This window comes from Marinobacterium sp. xm-a-152 (assembly GCF_013282965.1).
GTDB lineage: Bacteria > Pseudomonadota > Gammaproteobacteria > Pseudomonadales > Balneatricaceae > Marinobacterium_E.
Window position 1 is genome coordinate 119,699 of sequence record NZ_WBYI01000006.1, and the last position, 21,170, is coordinate 140,868.

24 protein-coding genes are annotated in these 21,170 nt (G+C 48.6%); 6 read left to right on the top strand and 18 right to left on the bottom strand.

The window, feature by feature from the left end; genetic code table 11:
* Positions 1-12: 12 nt before the first annotated feature.
* From XMA152_RS07320 to XMA152_RS07370, 11 genes are all read right to left on the bottom strand, one after another.
* A complete protein-coding gene (locus XMA152_RS07320) occupies positions 13-366 on the bottom strand; it encodes a PilZ domain-containing protein (protein ID WP_173481594.1) in 354 nt (117 codons plus the stop codon).
* Entirely contained in the window at positions 366-1,352 is a 987-nt protein-coding gene (locus tag XMA152_RS07325; RefSeq protein ID WP_173483196.1) for a DNA polymerase III subunit delta', read from the bottom strand. Before XMA152_RS07325 ends, XMA152_RS07320 begins: the two co-directional genes overlap by 1 nt.
* Positions 1,349-1,975 (bottom strand): dTMP kinase, encoded by a 627-nt coding sequence (tmk, locus tag XMA152_RS07330; RefSeq protein WP_173483197.1) that lies wholly within the window; start codon positions 1,973-1,975, stop codon positions 1,349-1,351. The genes XMA152_RS07325 and tmk overlap by 4 nt, the downstream gene beginning before the upstream one ends.
* Complete coding sequence (gene mltG, locus XMA152_RS07335) at positions 1,975-3,012, bottom strand: endolytic transglycosylase MltG (protein WP_173481597.1); 1,038 nt, start codon at positions 3,010-3,012, stop codon at positions 1,975-1,977. Before mltG ends, tmk begins: the two co-directional genes overlap by 1 nt.
* 67 nt (positions 3,013-3,079) lie before the next feature.
* On the bottom strand, positions 3,080-4,318 hold the full coding sequence (fabF, locus tag XMA152_RS07340) for a beta-ketoacyl-ACP synthase II (protein ID WP_173481598.1): 1,239 nt from the start codon (positions 4,316-4,318) through the stop codon (positions 3,080-3,082).
* Positions 4,319-4,400: 82 nt separating this feature from the next.
* Positions 4,401-4,634 carry an acyl carrier protein gene (gene acpP / locus XMA152_RS07345; protein ID WP_173481599.1) on the bottom strand — a complete coding sequence of 78 codons (234 nt, stop codon included), beginning with the start codon at positions 4,632-4,634 and terminating at the stop codon, positions 4,401-4,403.
* 175 nt (positions 4,635-4,809) lie between these two features.
* Positions 4,810-5,553 (bottom strand): 3-oxoacyl-ACP reductase FabG, encoded by a 744-nt coding sequence (gene fabG, locus XMA152_RS07350; RefSeq protein ID WP_173481600.1) that lies wholly within the window; start codon positions 5,551-5,553, stop codon positions 4,810-4,812.
* 10 nt (positions 5,554-5,563) lie between these two features.
* On the bottom strand, positions 5,564-6,505 hold the full coding sequence (fabD, locus tag XMA152_RS07355; RefSeq protein WP_173483198.1) for an ACP S-malonyltransferase: 942 nt from the start codon (positions 6,503-6,505) through the stop codon (positions 5,564-5,566).
* An 83-nt stretch (positions 6,506-6,588) separates the two neighbouring features.
* Positions 6,589-7,602 carry a phosphate acyltransferase PlsX gene (gene plsX / locus XMA152_RS07360; RefSeq protein WP_173483199.1) on the bottom strand — a complete coding sequence of 338 codons (1,014 nt, stop codon included), beginning with the start codon at positions 7,600-7,602 and terminating at the stop codon, positions 6,589-6,591.
* A gap of 9 nt (positions 7,603-7,611) precedes the next feature.
* Positions 7,612-7,791 (bottom strand): 50S ribosomal protein L32, encoded by a 180-nt coding sequence (gene rpmF / locus XMA152_RS07365; protein WP_173481603.1) that lies wholly within the window; start codon positions 7,789-7,791, stop codon positions 7,612-7,614.
* A 32-nt stretch (positions 7,792-7,823) separates the two neighbouring features.
* Positions 7,824-8,330, bottom strand: coding sequence for a YceD family protein (locus XMA152_RS07370; RefSeq protein ID WP_173481604.1), 507 nt, complete (start codon positions 8,328-8,330; stop codon positions 7,824-7,826).
* A gap of 130 nt (positions 8,331-8,460) precedes the next feature.
* On the opposite strand from XMA152_RS07370, the gene XMA152_RS07375 reads away from it, so the two are divergent.
* Positions 8,461-9,057: a nucleoside triphosphate pyrophosphatase gene (locus XMA152_RS07375; protein WP_173481605.1), complete on the top strand. Its 597-nt coding sequence runs from the start codon at positions 8,461-8,463 to the stop codon at positions 9,055-9,057.
* Between the two features lie 14 nt (positions 9,058-9,071).
* Here the strand turns inward: XMA152_RS07375 and XMA152_RS07380 are convergent, their stop codons facing one another.
* Together XMA152_RS07380 and XMA152_RS07385 are read right to left on the bottom strand one after the other, a co-directional pair.
* The gene (locus XMA152_RS07380) at positions 9,072-10,127 is read right to left on the bottom strand and encodes a S49 family peptidase (protein WP_173483200.1); all 1,056 of its coding nucleotides are present in this window, start codon (positions 10,125-10,127) and stop codon (positions 9,072-9,074) included.
* Position 10,128: 1 nt separating this feature from the next.
* The gene (locus tag XMA152_RS07385; RefSeq protein ID WP_173481607.1) at positions 10,129-10,776 is read right to left on the bottom strand and encodes an HAD-IA family hydrolase; all 648 of its coding nucleotides are present in this window, start codon (positions 10,774-10,776) and stop codon (positions 10,129-10,131) included.
* A 23-nt stretch (positions 10,777-10,799) separates the two neighbouring features.
* Here XMA152_RS07385 and XMA152_RS07390 point away from each other — a divergent pair, with 23 nt between their 5' ends.
* On the top strand, positions 10,800-11,426 hold the full coding sequence (locus XMA152_RS07390; RefSeq protein ID WP_173483201.1) for a lytic transglycosylase domain-containing protein: 627 nt from the start codon (positions 10,800-10,802) through the stop codon (positions 11,424-11,426).
* A gap of 314 nt (positions 11,427-11,740) precedes the next feature.
* Here XMA152_RS07390 and rraA read toward each other — a convergent pair whose 3' ends face one another.
* The 3 genes from rraA to ppsA all read right to left on the bottom strand — a co-directional run bounded on the left by rraA (position 11,741) and on the right by ppsA (position 15,546).
* Positions 11,741-12,226, bottom strand: a complete 486-nt coding sequence (gene rraA, locus XMA152_RS07395) for a ribonuclease E activity regulator RraA (protein WP_173481609.1) — start codon at positions 12,224-12,226, stop codon at positions 11,741-11,743.
* A gap of 19 nt (positions 12,227-12,245) precedes the next feature.
* Positions 12,246-13,076 carry a S1-like domain-containing RNA-binding protein gene (locus XMA152_RS12835; RefSeq protein WP_173481610.1) on the bottom strand — a complete coding sequence of 277 codons (831 nt, stop codon included), beginning with the start codon at positions 13,074-13,076 and terminating at the stop codon, positions 12,246-12,248.
* Positions 13,077-13,176: 100 nt separating this feature from the next.
* Positions 13,177-15,546 carry a phosphoenolpyruvate synthase gene (gene ppsA, locus XMA152_RS07405; protein WP_173483202.1) on the bottom strand — a complete coding sequence of 790 codons (2,370 nt, stop codon included), beginning with the start codon at positions 15,544-15,546 and terminating at the stop codon, positions 13,177-13,179.
* 161 nt (positions 15,547-15,707) lie between these two features.
* Between ppsA and XMA152_RS07410 the strand changes: the two genes are divergently transcribed.
* Genes XMA152_RS07410 through XMA152_RS07420 form a run of 3 tightly spaced genes read left to right on the top strand, consistent with a single transcriptional unit; the run spans position 15,708 to position 17,635 of the window.
* Positions 15,708-16,526, top strand: a complete 819-nt coding sequence (locus XMA152_RS07410; RefSeq protein WP_173481611.1) for a pyruvate, water dikinase regulatory protein — start codon at positions 15,708-15,710, stop codon at positions 16,524-16,526.
* A gap of 9 nt (positions 16,527-16,535) precedes the next feature.
* Positions 16,536-17,078, top strand: coding sequence for a DUF2889 domain-containing protein (locus XMA152_RS07415; protein ID WP_173481612.1), 543 nt, complete (start codon positions 16,536-16,538; stop codon positions 17,076-17,078).
* A 5-nt stretch (positions 17,079-17,083) separates the two neighbouring features.
* Positions 17,084-17,635, top strand: a complete 552-nt coding sequence (locus XMA152_RS07420) for a hydrolase (RefSeq protein ID WP_173483203.1) — start codon at positions 17,084-17,086, stop codon at positions 17,633-17,635.
* 58 nt (positions 17,636-17,693) lie between these two features.
* Here the strand turns inward: XMA152_RS07420 and XMA152_RS07425 are convergent, their stop codons facing one another.
* Together XMA152_RS07425 and dsbD are read right to left on the bottom strand one after the other, a co-directional pair.
* Positions 17,694-18,020, bottom strand: a complete 327-nt coding sequence (locus tag XMA152_RS07425) for a hypothetical protein (protein WP_173481614.1) — start codon at positions 18,018-18,020, stop codon at positions 17,694-17,696.
* A gap of 52 nt (positions 18,021-18,072) precedes the next feature.
* A complete protein-coding gene (gene dsbD, locus XMA152_RS07430) occupies positions 18,073-19,875 on the bottom strand; it encodes a protein-disulfide reductase DsbD (protein ID WP_371813296.1) in 1,803 nt (600 codons plus the stop codon).
* 186 nt (positions 19,876-20,061) lie between these two features.
* Here dsbD and XMA152_RS07435 point away from each other — a divergent pair, with 186 nt between their 5' ends.
* Positions 20,062-21,129 (top strand): 3-deoxy-7-phosphoheptulonate synthase, encoded by a 1,068-nt coding sequence (locus XMA152_RS07435; RefSeq protein WP_173483204.1) that lies wholly within the window; start codon positions 20,062-20,064, stop codon positions 21,127-21,129.
* Positions 21,130-21,170 lie beyond the last annotated feature (41 nt).

Consider the following 21,170-nt stretch of genomic DNA (forward strand, 5'->3'; position numbering starts at 1 on the left):
AAACGATGAAAATTAAATGGTAAGGGTTTGACGGCCCGATTCGTGTGCACCCGCAAGGTAGGTATCAATCTTCTTAAGCAGCTCAGTCTCGTCAGATGAGAGTTGAATGCCAATCCCCGGCACTTTACCGCCCTGCGCATTCTTGGGTGTTTGCCAAACCACTTTGCCGGTGACAGGGATCTTATCAGGCTCGCCCATTAGCGATAGCAGCAGGAAGATCTCTTCGCCTAGCTCGTACTGATCTTTGGTTGGTATAAACAGACCACCACGCTCTAAAAACGGCATGTAAGCACGATAGAGATCCTCTTTCGTATGTATAACGAGACCGAGGATGCCGTGATTTTCTGATTTAACTGTCTCAACCATTACTTAACACTCAACTCTTTCCAATCAAAAAACAGTTTCTCTAATAGTAGCTGCTTATTGGGGTTTAGGTGGCGTTGGATCGCGTTTAATTCAACTTGAACTGACTCATAGAGTTTCAGTACACGGCTTGCATTCGCCTGTTTTGCAACTGAATCCACCATCTTACGCATATCCAAGTTGATACGAGGCTGTTCATCCTGCGCCATCTGAATTCTAACAATATCACCCAACAGAGATTGCCACCAAATTAGAGGCAGACGCAGATCCTCTTTTTGGTATTTCTCTGCCAAGGCGACTGGGCTGACTCGTGCACGCAACAGATCGGCCAAGCCACCCAGAAAATTGGCACGAAGATCAATCGCACCGCCGGACTTCCATTCGTAAGCTGTTAATGGAGCTCCTTGCGCTAACCCCAAGTAACCTTTGGCTTTTTCCGGTGGTAGCTGAAGCTTTTCGGCCAACCAATCGGTCGCCAAACCGGCTTCAGGCAGGCTAAATTCAACTCTTTGACAACGACTACGAATGGTCGGCATCACTTGACCTAACTGGTGAACAATCAACAGAATGAGTGTGTTATTGCCAGGTTCTTCGAGGGTTTTCAACAGAGCATTGGCCGCAGAGATATTCATCTCTTCTGCAGGATCGATGATCAAGACGCGATAACCACCCTGCTGCGCAGTGCCGTGCAAGCGATCAATGGTTTCGCGCACCTGATCAACTTTGATCACCTTGCCGGCCTCTTCAGGTGAAAGGTGAAGCAGATCCGGATGCGTTTCGTGCTGAATCAGCTCACAGGTTTTACACTGACCACAGGGTTCTGAACCCCTAGGGTTATTACAGAGCAAGCGTTTAGCGAGGTGCTCAGCAAACGCACGTTTACCCACCCCTTTATGCCCAGCCAATAGCAGCGCATGAGGTAATTTATTATCAGCGATCAACTGATCAATACGCTGCCAATACTCTGCCTGCCAAGGAAGAATGCTCACAAGGCAACTCCAAACTCACGCAGCACCGCCGCAATTTGGGCTTGAACCTGAGGAATGGAAGGCTCTGCATCAATAATTCGAATGCGTCCGTTTGAAGCCGCTGCACGCTCTAGGTAACGATCGCGTACCCGACCAAAGAAGCTCATCTCCTCTTGTTCGAAGCGATCGAGCGCAGCTCGTGCACGCGCACGGCTCATACCTACCTCAACCGGTAGGTCTAGCAGTAGGGTTAAGTCGGGTTGAAGATCGGACAACACCAACGACTCTAGCTGATCAATAGTCGTTTGATTCATCGCTCGGCCACCACCCTGATAAGCATGAGTCGCATCGATAAAACGATCACAAAGCACCCATTTACCTTCAGCCAAAGCGGGTTTAATGAGGGTCTCAACATGCTGTGCTCGAGCAGCAAAGACAAGAAGGAGTTCTGTCATCTCGGACATCGATTCAGATCGCGGGGTCAAAAGCAGCTCACGAACCTGTTCAGCCAATTCAGTTCCACCCGGTTCACGTGTCACGACCAGATCGATACCCGACGATTCGAGACAGTCTTGAATGTAGTCTAAGTTGGTCGTTTTACCGACCCCTTCACCACCTTCGAGTGTAATGAACTTGCCTTGCATTAGTTGGCCTCTGGTGTAGAACGATAATCTTTGCGACGTTTCAATTGATACTCTCTTACGGCGCGATTGTGTTGCTCTAGTGTATCTGAAAACTGGTGCGAACCGTCACCTTTGGCGACAAAATAGAGCGCCTTACCAGGCTCAGGATTAAGCGCTGCGACAATCGCATCCTCCCCTACCAATGCAATTGGCGTAGGAGGGAGCGCTGGAATTCTATAAGTGTTATAGGGTGTCGACTCTTTTAAATGCTTACGTGTCAGATTGCCCTGATAACGCTCACCTAAGCCATAGATCACGGTTGGATCGGTCTGCAGTCGCATCCCCCGATTGAGACGACGAATGAAGACACCCGAGATCTGCCCCCGCTCACTACTCAAACCCGTCTCTTTCTCGATGATAGATGCCAGAATAAGGGCTTCGTAGGAACTCTCAAGCGGCAATGTTATATCACGACTCTGCCAATGCTTATCTAACACATCATTAAGCATTCTGTGTGCACGAAGCAGCAGTTCTTTGTCCGTTGTACCCCGCTCAAAATAGTAGGTCTCGGCTAAAAATAGGCCTTCAGATGAATCGACATTGAGGCCCAGTTCAGTCGACAAACTGGCGGCATCCGTAGCACTCAATGTTTTCTCAAGCAGTTCATTGTCTGCAAGAGAGGCCAGCATCTCTTTAACGGTTGCCCCCTCAATAAGGGTCACTCGATACTGCACAGATCGACCCGATATGAGACGATCAAGCAGGGTCTCTAGGGTATCACCCACCCTTACCTCATACTCGCCGCTGCGCAACTTGGTGAGTTCTGGCTGAAGCTTAAACAGTAACTTAAGTTTGAACGGCTCATCCAACCAGTGACGATCGGATAGCTCTTGAACCAAGCGTGAGGCCGTATAGCCAGTAGGAACCGTCAAGGTGGTTGGTTGCTGGAGCGCTAGACGCTGTTTAGGAAGATCAAGAACGGACTGATATTGGCTCCACCCAACAGAGGCAAGCACCATAAAAAAAGCAACAAATACTATGACTGTTCGTTTTAACAAACCTAAACCCAATGAGTATTAGCAATCAGTATGAGTCGGGGCCGATAGGCACCCGACTCAACGGTCGCTAGATCTTGTTAAAGACGAGTGTACCGTTGGTACCACCAAAGCCAAATGAGTTGGACATAGCGGCAAATAGCTTCGCCTCTTGGGCCGTGTGAGCCACATAGTTAAGGTCACAGCCTTCACTTGGGTTATCCAAGTTGATCGTAGGCGGCGCTACTTGATCACGAAGAGCCAGCACACAGAAGGCTGCTTCGACAGCACCTGCAGCCCCTAATAGGTGACCTATCATAGATTTAGTCGAGCTCATACGGACATCTGAAGCAGCGCTTCCCAACACCGCTTTAGCCGCATTGGATTCCGCAATATCACCCGCCGGAGTCGATGTGCCGTGTGCATTGATGTAGTTGATTTGATCGACGTTCAGACCGGAATCTTTAATCGCATTAGTCATCGACAGAGCAGCACCGGCACCATCCTCTGGTGGTGAAGTCATGTGGTAGGCGTCATCACTCATACCAAAGCCACTCAACTCACAGTAGATCTTCGCACCACGCGCTTTAGCATGCTCATAGGACTCAAGTACCAACATTCCGGCACCATCACCCAGCACAAACCCATCACGATCACGATCCCATGGACGACTTGCTGCTTGTGGATCGTCGTTACGACTCGACAAGGCACGCGCAGCGGCAAAACCACCCAAACCAAGTGGCGTTGTCGCCATCTCAGAGCCACCTGCGATCATCACATCAGCATCACCGTATTGAATCATGCGCATCGCATGACCAATGTTGTGGGTACCGGTTGTACAGGCGGTTGTGATCGCAATATTCGGTCCACGGAAGCCATATTTAATGGCTAGGTTACCGGCGATCATATTGATGATACTGCCAGGAACGAAAAATGGAGAGACTCGACGAGGGCCTGATTTATTCAGTATGTCGTGTGTGTTTTCAATCATTGGTAGACCACCGATGCCGGAGCCAATGGCACAACCAATGCGTGGTGCATTCTCTTCTGAGACTTCAATACCGGAATCTTCAACTGCTTGAATAGCAGCCACCATGCCGTATTGAATGAACAGATCCATCTTACGAGCCTCTTTAGGGTTGAGGTAAGGCTCTAGTTGAAAATCTTTAACAGATGATGAGAAACGTGTGCTGAAAGCCGAAGCATCAAAATGCTCAATTGGGCCTGCACCACTCTTTCCCGCAAGAATATTTGACCAAGTGTCATCGACCGTTTGACCAACAGGTGTTAATAGACCAAGACCTGTGACTACAACTCGATTGCGCGACATCTAAAACTCTCCGATGGGCTAATAAAAGAAAAGCCGCAACTACTCTAGGCAGGTGCGGCTTTTCGAACGTACGTAGAACCGATTACTGGTTAGCGTTAACGTAGTCGATTGCTAGCTGAACTGTAGTGATTTTCTCAGCTTCTTCATCAGGAATTTCAGTTTCGAATTCCTCTTCAAGAGCCATTACTAGTTCAACAGTGTCAAGTGAATCAGCACCGAGGTCTTCTACGAAAGAAGCTTCGTTAGTCACTTCTTCTTCTTTAACACCAAGTTGCTCGGCGATAATTTTCTTAACGCGATCTTCAATATTGCTCATATCGATTCCTATAATGTTTCAACGCCCACTGTATCTATACTGACACTTTGGGAATTTTAGAAAACCGCTGCTTACATAAAAGATAAGCAACAATTGTTAACTGGGTGCAATTATCCGCTATCTGATGGAAATTACAACCTTTTATACGGTAAAAAACCACACCTAAACGGGGGTTTTAACCCATGTACATACCACCGTTGACCTGGATCGTTTCACCGGTCACATAACCGCCAGATTCGCTGCATAAGAAACCAACGACTGCTGCGATCTCTTCAGGCTTACCTAGACGTGACAGTGATATCTGAGACTGCAGCATCTCTTTATGTGCTTCAGGTAGATCAGCCGTCATATCGGTATCGATGAAACCAGGCGCAACACAGTTGACCGTCACGTTACGACTACCTAATTCACGAGCCAATGCACGTGAAAAACCTTCCATACCTGCTTTAGCTGCTGCGTAGTTTGCTTGACCCGCGTTACCCATAGAGGCCACAACAGAGCTGACGCTGACCACACGACCCCAGCGCGCTTTTGTCATGCCGCGTAGAACACCTTTAACCATGCGGTAGACTGACGAAAGATTGGTATTCAGCACAGAATCCCACTCATCATCCTTCATACGCATCATCAGGTTGTCTTTAGTAATACCAGCATTGTTGACCAGAATGGTAACCGCACCGAACTCCTCTTGGATCTGTGCCAGTACCGCATCAACCGACTCTTTATCAGAGACGTTTAGTACATAACCTTTACCCGCATTACCGGCTGCAGCTAAGTATTCAGTGATTGCACTAGCACCACCTTCACTGGTCGCAGTTCCTAGAACGGTAGCGCCCTGTGCAGCGAGGTTCTCTGCGATCGCTTTACCGATACCGCGGGTAGCACCTGTTACTAGCGCAACTTTATTTTCTAAACTCATCTTTTAATCCTTAGCTATTTTGTGCTTCTAGGGCTTTTTCTAGACCCGCAGAATCACCAATATTCAAAACGGTTAATGCGCGATCGACTTTCTTATTCAGACCCGACAGAACTTTACCTGGACCACACTCAACGGTGCGATCAACACCCAGTGCTAACATTGCTTGTACGCTCTCAGTCCAACGCACTGGACTGTACAGCTGCTGCACCAACAGATCACGCAATTCAGCAACATCTTCACAGGTCGATGCATTGACGTTGTGAATGAGTTTAATCGCTGGCAGTGTAATCTCAATCTTTGCCAATGCTTCAGCCAACTTCTCAGCTGCTGGCTGCATCAAAGCACAGTGAGAAGGCACCGATACAGGTAGCTCTACTGCACGTTTAGCACCCGCCTCTTTACAAGCTTCCACACCACGCTCAACCGCTGCTTTCTCACCGGCAATTACGACCTGACCTGGGCAGTTAAAGTTAACAGCAGAGACCACTGCACCTTGAGCGGCTTGCTCACAAGCAGCCACAACAGCCGCGTCATCAAGACCAAGAATTGCCGCCATCGCCCCAGTACCAGCAGGAACCGCAGCCTGCATCAACTCGCCACGAAGGCGAACCAGACGCACACCGTCAGCCAAGGAGATAGCACCAGCACAAACTAGCGCGGAGTATTCACCCAGTGAGTGACCTGCGACAACCGAGGGTGCTTCACCACCCTGCTGTTGCCATAAACGCCACAGAGCGACACTCGAAGTCAGCAGAACGGGTTGTGTATTCTCAGTGCTATTAAGAACCGCTTCAGGCCCCTCTTGAGCAATAGCCCAAAGATCCTGACCTAAGGCTTCAGAAGCCTCTTTAAACGTATCCGTGATAATAGAGTGCTGTGCAGCTAGATCACTCAACATACCGAGTGATTGTGAACCTTGGCCTGGGAAGACCAATGCAAGTGATTGAGACATGTTGTCCTCGATTAACTGTCGGAGATTAACTCCATAAAAATTCCTAATGCGGAGTTTACATCATATGAGGAATATCTGAACCCTTAAGGGGAACTGTTTAGATCCTGAGCAACCTGATCCGCCAACTGGTTAGGCAGATCGGCTTTAAGCATATTCAGAGTGTTTTCTAAAGCCGCCTTAAAGTCATTAGCGTTCGCAGCACCATGACTTTTAACGACCAGACCATTCAAACCTAAAAACAGTGCACCATTTCTTTGACCTGAATCGAGCGATTTAGTCAGGGCTGTCAGCATTGGGCTAGCCAGCCATGCGATGACTTTACTGTAGAGTGAACCTGCAAACACCTGGCGCAGTCGATGAGCTAGCAGCTTAGCGACCCCTTCGCTACTCTTTAGGGCCACGTTACCGACCAGACCATCACAGACGATCAAATCCGCTTCACCAACAAACAGATCAGCGCCTTCAACAAAGCCGATGTAGTTCACCTCTGGAAGTTCCGCTATCTGAGCACTCGCTTCACGAAGCGTCTCGTTGCCCTTGGTCTCTTCAGAGCCTACGTTAAGCAGACCAATTTTTGGATCTCTACCTGTTGTAACCCGCACCAAAGCGCGCCCCAACACAGCAAACTGCTTTAGCATCTCTGGGGATGAGTCTAAGTTAGCGCCCAAATCGACGACCTGACACTCGCCTTTCAAGGTCGGCATAGCTGCAGAGATAGCGGGACGATCGATCCCCTGAATCATTCCCAAGGTGCGTCTCGCAAGGGCCATCAAAGCCCCCGTATTGCCAGCACTCACAACGGCACAGGCCGAACCTGATGCGAGCTGATCCAGAGCTAACTGCATTGAGCTGTCCGAGCCTTCACGCAGAGCGGAAATTACCCTCATATCGGCCGTAATAACCGATGAAGCATGCACAAGGCTTAACTGTGAATTAGCGTCTTTAGGAAGATAGGGAGCGATCTGCTCTTGATCACCCACAAGGGTAATCGATAGATCAGGGTGATCTTTAAGAACTGCGAGGGAGGCCTCAACAGTAATACGGGGACCGAAGTCCCCGCCCATTGCATCAACAGCGATGCAATAACTGTGTTGCACGGCTAAGACTTACTCGTCGCCTTTTGCAACAACCTGACGACCGCGGTAGAAACCGTCAGCTGTCATGTGGTGACGACGGTGAGTCTCACCAGTAGTCTGTTCAACTGAAAGAGTTGGGTTGCTAAGTGCATCGTGTGAACGGCGCATATCGCGACGTGAACGAGACTTTTTGTTCTGCTGTACTGCCATGGTTTTTACTCCTGGATCTTACTTTACTAGCGCTACTTCTTAAGGCTCGCTAGCACACTAAATGGATTCGGTTTTTCAATCTGCTCCGCAGGTATCTCATCTTCGCCGAAGGACATTTTTACTGAACAGTCATCATGATAACAGACGGCTGGTAAACTCAGTATCAACTCTTCTCCGACCAAATCTGCAAGATTTACATCATCCTCTAACAGTAGAGGATCATAGTAACGGGGCAAATTCTTGGCCTGCTCTTCGTTTAACACAACGGCTAAACTGAACTCTGCTTCCAATTGCAATGTCACTGGCTCCAAGCAACGTTGACACTGTTGCTGAACTTCAACGTTCGCTTGTCCGGTCACAGTTCTTAGCTTCTGCTCATCAAGGGCAAAAGCCAGTTCTACATTGACATCACCACAGGGACTGACCAGCAAGGAGCAGAGCTGAGGCATAGATTGCAGTGCAATAGTGCCTGTTAAAACTGCTTCCCGCTCGGCAAGTTTCCGAGGGTCGACTTTTTTCGGAAGAGGGCCGTTCGACATAAGCGCGCAATTCTAGGGATCTGAAGCCCAACTGTAAAGGAATATATGCCATTAATTGAGGATATTTGTTAGGTTAGAGCCTCTTTAGCTAACAAAAGCCCAATCTGCACAAAATCGCAGCGGAATATCGATGAAAAGCCACCAATTACCGATCGTTTTAGCCTCAAGCTCAAAATATCGCCGCGAACTACTGTCTCGCATTTTAAATGAGTTTGAACACGCCTCTCCCGACATCGATGAGACGCCAATAGCCGGTGAGTCTCCAGAGGCTTGTGCGGCTCGTTTAGCCCAACTGAAAGCCAAGGCGTTAGCTAAAGAGTTCCCTGCACACTGGATTATAGGGTCTGATCAACTGGCTACGCTTGACCAGCTGATTCTTGGCAAACCTTTAACCAAAGAGAGAGCGATTACCCAGCTCTCTTTGTGCAGCGGTCGGCGTGTCAGCTTTCTAACCTCTTTGGCGCTTTTCAACAGCCAAACTGAGGAGACTAGAGAGTATCTAGAAGAGGTTGTCGTGACCTTTAGAGAACTGTCAGACGCAGAGATCACAGCTTACATTGATCGCGAGCAACCGCTGGACTGCGCAGGCAGTTTTAAATGCGAGGGGTTAGGTATCACACTGTTTGAGTCGATTGAGAGCAGAGACCCTAATACTCTAATTGGCCTGCCACTGATTGGGTTAAACCATCTATTACTAGAAGCGGGCATCAACCCGCTTCTAAAATAGACGCTATTAGCGATCTATTTGAACTGGATAGAGCTCGTTATACCGAGAGTGTTCATAACCTGACTGGCCACCCCAACACCTAGACGCTCTGCCAAGCGTTCAACCGCGTTTGGACGGTAGCTGTAATCAATTAGATGATCGGTATTAAACTGTTCGCGAGCAACAGAGCTAGCACTGCCTAACCCATCAACCAAACCCAATTCAACGGCCTGTTCACCTGTCCAGATTAGTCCAGAGAACAGCTCAGGGTTATCAGCAAGACGATCACCCCTACCCTGCTTCACAGCGTCAATAAACTGTTGGTGAGTAGTATCCAACACAGATTGCCAAAAGCGCTTCTGTTGATCCGAGAGCGGCTGGAAAGGGTCTAGCAGTGCTTTGCTGTCGCCTGCGGTAAGAGCACGGCGTTCAACCCCTAGCTTCTCCATCAAATCGACAAAACCAAATCCACTTGAAATGACCCCAATTGAACCTACCAGGCTGGCTTTATCCGCATAGATAGCGTCCGCGGCACTGGCTAGGTAATAACCGCCACTGGCGCCAATATCGGTAATAACGGCCATCACCGCCTTATCAGGATAGAGTGCACGGAGTCGAACAATCTCATCATAGACGTAACCGGCTTGAACAGGACTACCACCCGGGCTGTTAATACGCACAATAACACCGAGACTGTCAGATGCCTCAAACGCATCGCGCAGAGAGGTGATCAACAGATCAGCACTGGCTTCGCTGCTGTCTGAAATAACGCCACGCACTTGAACCACTGCCACATGTGGCTTAGAGATCTCCTCAATGGAGGCGAACTTCTCACTCCACAGAAAAAAGCCTGCGATACCAAACAGATAGATAAAGGTCAGAGACTTGAAGAAGATGCCCCAACGGCGAGATCGGCGCTGCTCACGGTTGACGTTATCAACCAGCTTTTCAAGCAAGCGCCAGCTTTTTGAATCGGTACTGTCTACAGCAGGCTGATCACTCTTCTCATTAGTTTGCACAACCGTTCCACTAGCCTGCTCAATACTCTCTTTTGAATCACTAGGCTTTTCACCCCAAGGATTGTGTTCCACATTAACTCCTTAACCAATCCACTAACTCATTAAAATGATCAAACACCTGCAACGGTTCAAAGGCATGCAGATCATCCACCTCATGCACCCCATAGCTCATAGCCACTCGATCAATACCCGCACTGCGCGCCATCTCCAAATCATAACTGGTGTCACCAATCATAAGGACTTCGCTAGCATCCAAACCTGTCTCTTCTAGGATCTCATGCAGCATCAAAGGATCTGGCTTGGATGCCGTCTCATCAGCACACTTGGTCAGTTCAAAATGGCCCGCCAACTCTGTATCAGACAGGACGCGATCCAAACCACGGCGGCTTTTTCCAGTCGCGACCGAGAGTCGATAGCCATGCTGTTTGAGTAGCCCCAGTCCATCAAATGCACCGTCAAATAGCGCCGTGGGTGTCTGATCAACCTCTAGATAGTGTTTACTGTAACCCTGCCGAATGAGCTCTCGCGTTGCGGCATCACATTCAGGCATGACTTTAAGAATAGCCTCTGGCAAGCCAAGGCCAATAATATCTCGCACTGACTCATCACTGGGGATTCTTAGACCTAGCTCACGCGTAGCGCCCTGAAAACTGGATACGATACGCGCTTGAGAATCGATTAAAGTTCCATCCCAATCGAAAATAAGTAGCCTATACTTCACGTAAACCTCAAAGTTTGAGCATTATGTATTTAAACAAGCGTCTAACACTGCTGTCGACACTGCTGATAGTCAGCTCAGTCTACAGCACCTCTGCGAAAAGTGAGAGTTCGCAGACCATCTATAAATTTCGCAACGAGTCAGGCGTGCTCTCGTTCAGCGATCGACGCCCTAAACAGACCACTCATTATGAAATACTCAAATTTGACTGTTATGCCTGCCGGTCAAACCCATCAATCGATTGGCACACTGTGCCTCTAAACACTCGAGACTTTCGCAGCATTACACAAATCGCCGCCAACCAAGTCAAGGTTGACGAATCTCTTATTCGCGCCGTGATTCATGCGGAGTCGGCATTCAAAAGCAACGCGCTCTCTTCACAAGGGGCAATGGGTTTGATGCAGCTAATGAAAAAGACAGCACTCTCCCTAGGTGTCGAGAACCGACAGGATCCTAGCGCGAACATCTTTGCCGGGAGCCAATACCTAAAAGAGCAGCTAGAGCAGTTTGGTGACACAAAATTGGCCCTAGCAGCCTACAACGCAGGGCCAACGGCTGTAAAACGTTACCAAGGCATACCACCCTATCCCGAGACAGAGCGCTACATCGAACGTGTAATGATTCTTAAAGCACGCTACGACAAAGCACTCTAGAAAGCATTTAGGCTTAGCTAAAATTTAGGCAATAAAAAACCGCAGGCCGGATAAAGGGGGAGTTCCAGGCTGCGGTCAGCAGTAATAACTGCTCATTTAGAGGCTTTCAAGCTGGTGATTTACCAAATAGGGCTTAAAAAATGCCCTGCTTGTAGAACAGTAGACCCTCTGTGAAGTCTTTTAGTTCCGTGAATCTGTAACTTTTTTTGAAAAAATTTTAAATCTGTTTAAAAACAACAACTTATAAAATAGAAAAAATTACAGCCGCTCAACTAAGAACGGGCTGTGGATAATAGACCTATGCTGGTCAATTTTCAATCAATCGTTAACTCTTTTTCGCTAACCAGCAGACCGTTGTTATCAGCGTAGAGATATTCACCCGGAATGAAATCAACACCGCCAAAACGAAGCGTGACATTTAATTCCCCCGCCCCTTTTTTCTCGGTCTTCAACGGGTGGCAGCCCAACGCTTGAACACCTAGGTCAAGATCACCAATGGCATTCACGTCACGGATACAGCCGTAGATAACAATACCCGACCAGCCATTCTTGACTGCTTTCTCAGCCAGCATGTCACCCAACATCGCGCGACGCATAGAGCCACCGCTATCAACTACCAGCACTCGACCTTCACCAGGTAGCGCAACTTGTTCACGAACCAAGGAGTTATCTTCAAACGCTTTGATCGTCACGATCTTTCCGCTAAAGCGTTCACGACCGCCAAAGTTACCAAACATCGGTTCAAGAATGCGCACATCATCTTCATAGCGATCGCACAGTTCGGGTAGTAGATCTTCCATCGATTTCTCCTGATAGATTTTAAGATTTTAGACGAAGGCCATCCGCTTCAATTTGGATCTTGCCCTCTTTCAACAGCTGACCAATCGCCATTTTGTAGGCTTTTTTACTGCAACCAAAACGGGCATTAATCGCTTCAGGCGGACTCTTATCACCCAGTGGACAGAAGCCGCTGTTCGCCTCCAACTCAGCCAACAGCTTATCGGCAACAGACCCGACTCGTTTATAACCAGGTGGCGTCAGCATAAGGTCAATCTGTCCATCCTCACGAACCTGCTTAACATAGCCCGTCAGACGCTGACCCAATTTCAAATGCTGAGTGAGGTCTTGACGATGGATAAGGCCTTCATAGCGATCATTGATGATGCAGAGCATGCCTAAGTCAGTCATACGCCAGGGCAGCATTTCAACCAGCATCTCTTTGTTTAGGTCGGTTGGGTTGGACTCAAGATAACGATCCGTTTTCATTGAGGCCGCGATACGGTTCGAGTTATCAATGTAGATGAAGACATTCACCCACAGACCTTCCGTCACATCACGCTGCTGCTCTGAGAAAGGCAGCAGCAGATCTTTAGATAGTCCCCAATCCAGGAAAGCACCTATCGGCGTGGTCTCTTTAACACGCAGTCGAGCGAATTGACCCACTTCCGCTTTGGGATGCGCCAAGGTCGCGATCTCTTGATCTTGGGAGTCAAGGTAGACAAACACACGCAGCTTATCGCCAGGCTTAGTACCTTCAGGCACTTCACTTCGAGGGAGCAGTATGCCGCCACCATCACCTGTCTCTAAATAGACACCGTATGGACTCTCTCGCAACACCGTTAATTGATTGCGCTTACCGAGTTCAAACACGCCTCTCTCCCAATATTAAAAACCCTATGATAACCGGTTAGGCCAGAACGAAAAACGGCCAGGGAGTGAATCCTGACCGTTTTTAAGGATTTAGCCTCTTTTAGGCTTTGTCATTCGCCAAGTAGAACCAGGTATCCATGACTGAATCAGGGTTGAGTGACACACTGTCGATACCCTGCTGCATCAACCAACGGGCAAGATCAGGGTGGTCCGAAGGTTCTTGTCCACAGATACCCACATATTTACCCTGCGCCTTACAGGCGGTAATCGCCATCTCAAGAAGACGCTTAACCGCTTCGTTTCGCTCATCGAACAGATGCGCAATAAGGCCCGAATCACGGTGCAAGCCGAGTGTCAGCTGAGTCAGGTCGTTCGAACCAATTGAGAAGCCGTCAAAGTACTCAAGGAACTGGTCAGCGAGTAGTGCGTTGGATGGGATTTCACACATCATGATCAACTTAAGACCGTTCTGTCCGCGCTGAAGCCCATTCTCCGCCAACAGATCTACGACCTGTTTTGCCTCGCCTGGTGTGCGTACGAACGGCACCATGATCTCAACATTGGTTAGACGCATCTCATCACGGACACGTTTCAATGCACGACACTCCAGCTCAAAACAGTCACGGAAGTCTTCAGAGATGTAGCGAGCAGCACCACGGAAACCTAGCATTGGGTTCTCTTCATGCGGTTCGAACGATTGACCACCGATCAGGTGACCGTACTCATTAGATTTGAAGTCCGACATACGAACGATCACTTTCTTAGGGTAGAAAGCGGCCGCAAGCGTTGAGATACCCTCAGTCAATTTATCAACGTAGAAATCAACAGGCGATTTGTAACCTGCGATGCGGCGTTCAATAACCTGACGCACATCACGTGGTTGCTCCTCTAGATTAATCAACGCTTTCGGGTGAACACCAATCATTCGGTTGATAATGAACTCTAAACGCGCCAGACCAACACCAGCATTCGGCAGTGATTGGAAGTCAAAGGCACGGTCTGGGTTACCCACGTTCATCATAATGTCGAACGGCAGCGATGGCATCTGTTCAACATTGTTTGTAGTGTGTTCAAAGTCTAGACAACCCGCGTAGACGTAGCCTGTATCACCTTCTGCACAGCTAACAGTCACCTCTTGGCCGTCAGTCAGTGCAGAGGTTGCATCACCACAGCCCACGATAGCAGGAATACCTAACTCACGTGCAATGATCGCCGCGTGACAGGTACGACCACCACGGTTCGTTACGATCGCTGATGCACGTTTCATAACCGGCTCCCAATCTGGGTCGGTCATATCCGTTACCAACACATCACCATCCTGAACGGTGTGCATCTCATCAAGTGACTTAACAAGACGAACAACACCGGCGCCAATTCGGTGACCAATCGAACGACCTTCAACGAGGACCTGACCCTTCTCTTTCATCAGGTAGCGTTCGATCACGGTTTTTTGTGTCTGACTGCGAACCGTTTCTGGACGAGCCTGAACGATGTAAAGCTGACCATCATCCCCATCACGAGCCCACTCGACATCCATTGGACGGCCGTAGTGGTTCTCAATGATGACGGCAATGCGCGCCAACTCTTCTACCTCTTCATCCGTCACACAGAAACGGTTGCGATCCGCATAAGAGACATCGACCGTCTCTACCGCCTTACCCGCACTGTGCTCATCCGTGTAGATCATCTTGATCGCTTTAGAGCCCATGGTACGACGAAGAATCGCAGGAGCGTTCTGCTTTAGAGTGGGTTTGTAGACGTAGAACTCATCAGGGTTAACTGAGCCCTGAACAACGGTTTCGCCCAAACCGTACGCGGCGGTGATGAAGACAACGTGCTGGAAACCTGATTCTGTGTCCAATGAGAAGAGAACGCCCGATGCGCCGGTCTCACTGCGAACCATGCGTTGAATACCCGCAGATAGCGCTACTTCAGCGTGAGTAAATCCTTTATGAACTCGGTAAGAGATGGCGCGATCGTTATATAGGGAAGCAAACACCTCTTTGATCGCGTGTTTAACATTATCTAGGCCTTTAATATTTAGGAAGGTCTCTTGCTGGCCAGCAAAAGAGGCATCTGGCAAATCTTCTGCAGTCGCCGATGAGCGCACTGCGACACTGATCTCAGCTTGGCCATCCAACATCTCTGCGTAAGCTGTTTCGATCGCAGCATCCAATTCAGGTTGAAAATCCGCATCCATAATCCACTGACGAATCTGACCGCCAGTTTCCGCCAATGCACGCGTATCATCTGCATCCAGCTCATCAAGACGTGCATTAATACGATCCGCCAAACCACCATAGGCTAGGAACTCTCGATACGCTTCGGCAGTCGTGGCAAAGCCACCCGGTACACGCACACCGGCTTCACTCAATTGACTGATCATTTCACCAAGAGAGGCATTCTTACCACCTACTTTTTCCACATCGGTCATGCGCGCCTGATCAAGACGAATCACGTATTCTGTCAAAGCACTATCTCCTAAACTTTGGTCGTTAAACTGAGTATTTACTACCCAATACGCGCCATACTAGAGGAAGAAAAGAGAAATAAAACCCCCTTTTAAAAATGTAATTTCGCTACAAAAACTCTAGTATAGGGCATTGAATTTAGTCGAATTGAGTATCCAAAATGAAGCGCACCGCTTTCTTTATATCGGACGGAACCGGCATCACAGCTGAAGTTCTTGGTAACAGTCTGCTTAGCCAATTTGAGTCGGTAGAGTTTGAAGAGATCACCCTTCCCTACATCGATACACCCGAAAAGGTCGAAGCCGTTATTCAACGTATTAACGAAACAGGCAAACAAGACGGACATCGTCCAATTGTGTTCGATACCTTTGTTAATGCAGAGTACCGCGCAATGATCGCTGATGCTGAGTCCTACAACATCGACATCTTCTCGACCTTTTTAAAACCGCTTGAATCCGAGCTCGATACCGCATCGACCTACACGGTTGGTAAATCACACGCGATTAACCAAATTGATCGCTACAAGGCCCGTATCGATTCGGTTAACTTTGCGTTGGATAACGATGACGGCGCCAGAACTCAGCAGTACAAAGAGGCTGACATTATCCTAGTAGGTGTCTCCCGTTGCGGTAAAACACCCACCTGCCTCTACATGGCACTGCAGTACGGTATTCGCGCCGCCAACTACCCACTGACCGAAGAGGATATGGGCGGTGAAGATCTACCCGATATTCTTAAGCAGCACCGTGAAAAGCTGTATGGATTGACCATCGATCCGTTCCAGCTTGCCGCGATTCGTAATGAGAGACGCCCAAACAGCCGATACTCGTCACTCGACCAATGCGATCTTGAGACTCGCACGGCTGAGCGCTATTTCCGCCAGAACAATATGCAATCGATCAATACCACCAACTTCTCGATTGAAGAGATCAGTACACGCATCATGGCCGATGCTAATCTCAATCGACGCATTGTTTAGGAGCCTATCATGCCACTACCCACACCGGCTGCGAGGACGCATCGCCATACACGACAGGTCACCTGCACTGGCTATCAGCGTGAAGATGGGCTTTGGGATATTGAAGGCCATCTCGTCGATACCAAAGCTGATGAGATGCCATTAAGTGAATTTATCTTAAAAGCGGGCGACCCACTGCACGATATGGCGATCCGCCTGACTGTTGATCTTGATCTGAACATACACGCCGTTGAAACCACGATGGATGCCACCCCCTACACAATGTGTCCAGGTATCGCACCGGTATATAAACAGTTAGAGGGAGAGTCGATTAGACCCGGCTTTACCAAAAAGGTGAGAGATCTGTTTGGCGGCATTCAAGGCTGTACACACCTGGTTGAGCTATTAGGTCCAGTAGCGACAACGGCCATACAAGTCACCTTTCAAGAGCGCCATCGATTAGCAAAAAGCACGGCTGAATCACCGGTTTCCGCGCAACTCAACAGCTGCCACACCTACGCTGAAGACTCGCCTGTCGTCGAACAATATTGGCCCGAACTCTATAAAGGTTAACCAGTATGGCACTGATCGACAGAGATAACTGCACGCTATTCGTAATTGATGTTCAGGGGAGGTTGCTACCGGCTGTGCAATCACCAGAACAGACCCTCGCTAATACCGTCGCACTGGTTGAGGTGGCGCAACTTCTTGAGATACCCATCGCCTACTCTGAACAGTATCCACAAGGTCTTGGAGCCACTGAAGAGTCGCTACTATCGCTTCTTGAAGGTAAGGCTGAGCGGTTCGAAAAACAGAGCTTTTCATGCGTAAGTGAACCACAGATAAAAACCGCGTTGAATCAGTGGGAGCGCAAACAGATCATCATTGCAGGCATGGAGACACATGTCTGTGTTCTTCAAACAGTCTTAGAACTTAGTGAAATGGGATTTCAGGTTTTTGTGGTCGAAGACGCTGTCAGTTCACGAAAGGCCGAGGATAAAGTGCTGGCTCTTAAGCGAATTCAACAAAACCAAGTGACCCTGGTTTCAAAAGAGATGGTGATGTTTGAGTGGTTAAAGCGTGCCGATCATCCTAAGTTTAAAGAGATCAGTAGAGAGTTCATTCGATAGATAGCTAGAAACAGAAGAGCCAGCTATTTGCTGGCTCTTTAGCAACTAAAATTAATGACTACTCTTGTGGGAACTTGTAGTAGGTCTTGTTGAGGTAAGCCGTAACATCGGCAACCTCTTCCGGGAACCAGCCGACATTCATCTTGTCGTTACAGCCCTGAACCCAGGCCTGTTCAAGATTTTTATAGCTGGAAGCCATACGGTCTGAACGAGTGTAAAAGGCAGGTTCGTGACAGGTTGCGCAGGTCACATCATCACGCATTTCGCCGTTAATCTCTCGCTCAAAATAGGTTTCATCATAAAGCTCCTTGCCGTTATCCGCGTCGGCAGCAAGTGCTACGACAGGGGTCAACAGAAGGGCTGCAAACAGAGTACTTTTTTTCATTTTCATCACTCCAAAGAGCAGGACAATTGTCTTGCCTAAGCTCAGTTATTGCTTAAAGTTGATTGCTCATTTGTAAAAACTGTTCTGGCGAGGGTACACCCACCAGAGTTAACTCTTTTCGATACTGACCAAGTCCATCATAAAAGATAAGCGTTGGCGGACCAAGTACTTCATAGCGCTTTGTAAGCTGCTTCGACGCTTCATCATTAGCCGTCACATCTACTTTTACCAGCAACATTTGCGCCATCCTGTTCTGAACGGCTGAGTCAGCGAAAGTGACGTAATCGAGCTCCTTACAGGAGACACACCAATCCGCGTAGTAATCCAGTAAAACAGCCTGTCTTCTCGATTTAGCCAGGCTCAATTGAGCGTCTAAATCGGTTGGATTGGTCACGGTTACAAACTCAATCTTCGCTGCAGTCGTGGCTTCACTTGTCGATACGAGGCCTTTCAATGGGTAGATCAAACTCTTACCACCGGACAGAAGCCCTAGGGTTAAAGAGGCACCGTAAACGAGCAGGATAACCCCTACCCCTTTGGCGATCTTCTTAACACCATGAACTTCCGAGGCGTGACTTTCAAAGACACCCATAAAGACAGAGGTGATGATTAGGATCAGCGCGACCAATCCCATCGTCACCTCAACCGGCACGATGCGATCTAACATCCAAACCGCCATCAAAAGAAGAACGACACCAAAACCGGCTTTGACACTCTCCATCCAAAGACCCGCACGTGGCATGTACTTGGCTGCAGAGGTGCCGATCAATATCAGAGGAATACCCATACCAATCGACAGTGAGAATAGTGCTAACCCGCCAATAACTGGATCACCCGTTTGACCAATATAGATCAAAGCGCCCGCCAACGGAGCAGCCATACAGGGACCCACAATCAGTGCAGAGAGGAAGCCCATAACAGCCACACCAACATAACTGCCACCTTTCTGTTTATCAGAATTGCGACTCAACCAGGTTTGAACAGAGGACGGCATCTGCAGCTCGTAAAAGCCAAACATAGAGCCTGCTAACAGCACAAACAGAAGACTGAAGAGGGCAATTACGGCAGGAGCCTGAAGTGCCGCTTGCAGATTCGCTCCAAACAGTCCTGCCAGCACCCCAGCGATTGTGTAGGTCACCGCCATAGCCAGCACATAGATGATCGACAGGGCTAATCCATGCTTAGCATTAGTGTTGTGACCATGACCGGCAATAATGCCCGACAGAATGGGAATCATCGGAAATACACAGGGCGTCAACGACAGAGCCAAACCCGCTAAAAAGAAGACGCCAATCAAAGTCCAAGAGGAGCTACCTGATAGGGTTTGTAAGAACTGATCCTGCTCACTGACAATCTCTGTCGTAGTTGCGTCAGCTGAAGCTGTTTTTGCAGCCTGTGAAGCCTCCGCTAGACCAGTATAGGCAACCACACCGGTCACCGGTGGATAACAGATCCCCCCTTCCCAGCAACCTTGGTAGCTGACATCAAATTGACCGTCAGCCGCTGCAGTGGTTTGACGCGCCAGCTCAACGGTCACCTCAGCGCGATCATGAAACACCTCTACAACACCAAAGACAGGATCCTCTTTAGTATCAGTCGCTGAATCCGTTCGGCTAACTTGGCTAACCCCTTCTGGAAGGGTTAGTTCGATTCGATCTTGGTAGAGGTAGTAACGAGGTTCAATATCCCATACCAATAGAAAGCGATTAGCATCTAGCTGCTGAGCACTGAATTTAAACGCCTGTTCAACCTCTAACGGCTCATCACTGTTACCACCAAACAGAGACGCATTAGCGCCTGACAGTGACAATATGAACGCCATTAACAGGCTGAGTGTGAATTTGATAGAACGCACAAAGTCCTCGCATTAAAACTAATCTATCGCAATAACGAAGATTTAAATTACACAGTTAGAGCTATTATTCCGTTTTGTCGGTCATAGATCACTAAAATTCGTATTTTATACTGACAGAGCCCTTAAACCTGACCATTGACTGTGTTACAAAAGCTCTTCTTTCAAAGGATTATTCGGATTTAACCCATGACCGATACTCGTATTGACGATTTAAACGTCGAATCAAATGACCCACTAGTCACGCCCAACCAGCTTAAAAAAGAGTTACCTCTATCTGATAAAGCTGCCGCGAGCGTGATGGCCGGCCGCAACACCATCAAACAGATTCTTAAGCGCGAAGATAAACGCCTGTTCATCGTGGTAGGCCCCTGCTCAATTCATGATCCAGAAGCTGCGATCGAATATGGTCGTCGCCTATTGAAGCTGCAAGAGCAGGTGAAAGATTCACTCTACCTGGTGATGCGAGTCTACTTTGAAAAACCACGTACCACCGTCGGTTGGAAAGGGTTGATCAACGACCCTCATATGAACGACAGCTTTGAGATTGAAGAGGGTCTTCGCATTGGTCGTAAGTTACTGCTTGATCTAGCTGAGATGGGCCTTCCTCTGGCGACTGAAGCATTGGATCCAATCTCACCACAGTACATGCAGGACCTTATTACTTGGTCAGCCATTGGCGCGCGTACCACTGAATCGCAAACCCACCGTGAAATGTCCTCAGGCCTATCTGGTGCCGTTGGCTTTAAAAACGGAACTGACGGAAGCTTAGATGTTGCTATTAATGCGATGCAATCGGTCAGCCACCCTCACAGTTTCTTGGGGATCAACTCAGAAGGTCAGGTATCCATTGTCCGCACTCGTGGTAACCAATACAGTCATGTCGTACTTCGTGGTGGTGCGGGACGTGCCAACTACGACACCGTCAGCGTCAATCTAACAGAACAAGCGTTAGAGAAAGCGAAGCTGCCACAGAACATTATGATCGACTGTAGCCACGCTAACTCAAACAAAGATCACAACCGCCAGCCGCTAGTGGCTAAGGATGCAATGCATCAGATTGTTCAGGGTAACCGCTCGATCATCGGTCTAATGATCGAGTCGCACATTAATGAGGGCAACCAGTCGATCCCTTCAGATCTCAGTGAATTGAAATACGGTGTCTCGGTGACGGATGCCTGTATCAACTGGGAGACGACCGAAAGCTCACTGATTGAGATGAATGATCAGCTCGCTGAAATTCTAAAAACTCGATAAGCATCGATCGGATACAAAAAAAGGGAAGCTATTAGGCTTCC

Coding starts and splice junctions, on each gene's coding strand:
- XMA152_RS07320 (WP_173481594.1), bottom strand. CDS start 366: ATGGTTGAGACAGTTAAATCAGAAAATCACGGCATCCTCGGTCTCGTT.
- tmk (WP_173483197.1), bottom strand. CDS start 1,975: ATGCAAGGCAAGTTCATTACACTCGAAGGTGGTGAAGGGGTCGGTAAA.
- fabF (WP_173481598.1), bottom strand. CDS start 4,318: ATGTCGCGCAATCGAGTTGTAGTCACAGGTCTTGGTCTATTAACACCT.
- acpP (WP_173481599.1), bottom strand. CDS start 4,634: ATGAGCAATATTGAAGATCGCGTTAAGAAAATTATCGCCGAGCAACTT.
- fabG (WP_173481600.1), bottom strand. CDS start 5,553: ATGAGTTTAGAAAATAAAGTTGCGCTAGTAACAGGTGCTACCCGCGGT.
- fabD (WP_173483198.1), bottom strand. CDS start 6,505: ATGTCTCAATCACTTGCATTGGTCTTCCCAGGCCAAGGTTCACAATCA.
- rpmF (WP_173481603.1), bottom strand. CDS start 7,791: ATGGCAGTACAGCAGAACAAAAAGTCTCGTTCACGTCGCGATATGCGC.
- XMA152_RS07370 (WP_173481604.1), bottom strand. CDS start 8,330: ATGTCGAACGGCCCTCTTCCGAAAAAAGTCGACCCTCGGAAACTTGCC.
- XMA152_RS07375 (WP_173481605.1), top strand. CDS start 8,461: ATGAAAAGCCACCAATTACCGATCGTTTTAGCCTCAAGCTCAAAATAT.
- XMA152_RS07390 (WP_173483201.1), top strand. CDS start 10,800: ATGTATTTAAACAAGCGTCTAACACTGCTGTCGACACTGCTGATAGTC.
- rraA (WP_173481609.1), bottom strand. CDS start 12,226: ATGGAAGATCTACTACCCGAACTGTGCGATCGCTATGAAGATGATGTG.
- XMA152_RS07410 (WP_173481611.1), top strand. CDS start 15,708: ATGAAGCGCACCGCTTTCTTTATATCGGACGGAACCGGCATCACAGCT.
- XMA152_RS07415 (WP_173481612.1), top strand. CDS start 16,536: ATGCCACTACCCACACCGGCTGCGAGGACGCATCGCCATACACGACAG.
- XMA152_RS07420 (WP_173483203.1), top strand. CDS start 17,084: ATGGCACTGATCGACAGAGATAACTGCACGCTATTCGTAATTGATGTT.
- XMA152_RS07425 (WP_173481614.1), bottom strand. CDS start 18,020: ATGAAAAAAAGTACTCTGTTTGCAGCCCTTCTGTTGACCCCTGTCGTA.
- XMA152_RS07435 (WP_173483204.1), top strand. CDS start 20,062: ATGACCGATACTCGTATTGACGATTTAAACGTCGAATCAAATGACCCA.